The 251-nt window shown below is 41.4% G+C and carries 1 pseudogene; it reads right to left on the bottom strand.

Annotation, left to right across the window (positions count from 1 at the left end):
* Nucleotides 1–251 (bottom strand): annotated as a pseudogene (locus tag H4J50_RS19470) (hypothetical protein); the annotation flags it as partial.

Below are 251 nucleotides of genomic sequence, written 5' to 3'. Positions count from 1 at the left end.
ACGTTCTCCGCTAAACATTTTTTCTCGCCAAGCTTCAACATCGCACTCTTTCGCTAAATTGAACAGCATATCCATTGTCGATGCTGAGATAAGGTTTTTTGAATAATCGAGAAGAAAAGGCGCAAGTGCTTCAGTGACCATTTGCGGGCCTAAATTTGAACCGCCCACACCAATATTTACCACATCAGTAATACGCTTTCCTGAATAACCACTCCATAAACCTTGGCGAACTTTCTCACTAAAGGTTTTCA

The sequence above is a fragment of the Colwellia sp. 6M3 genome (assembly GCF_014077595.1).
Lineage (GTDB): Bacteria > Pseudomonadota > Gammaproteobacteria > Enterobacterales > Alteromonadaceae > Cognaticolwellia.
The sequence above is the reverse complement of the archived record's forward strand: the minus strand, read 5'-3'. Positions and strand labels throughout refer to the sequence as shown.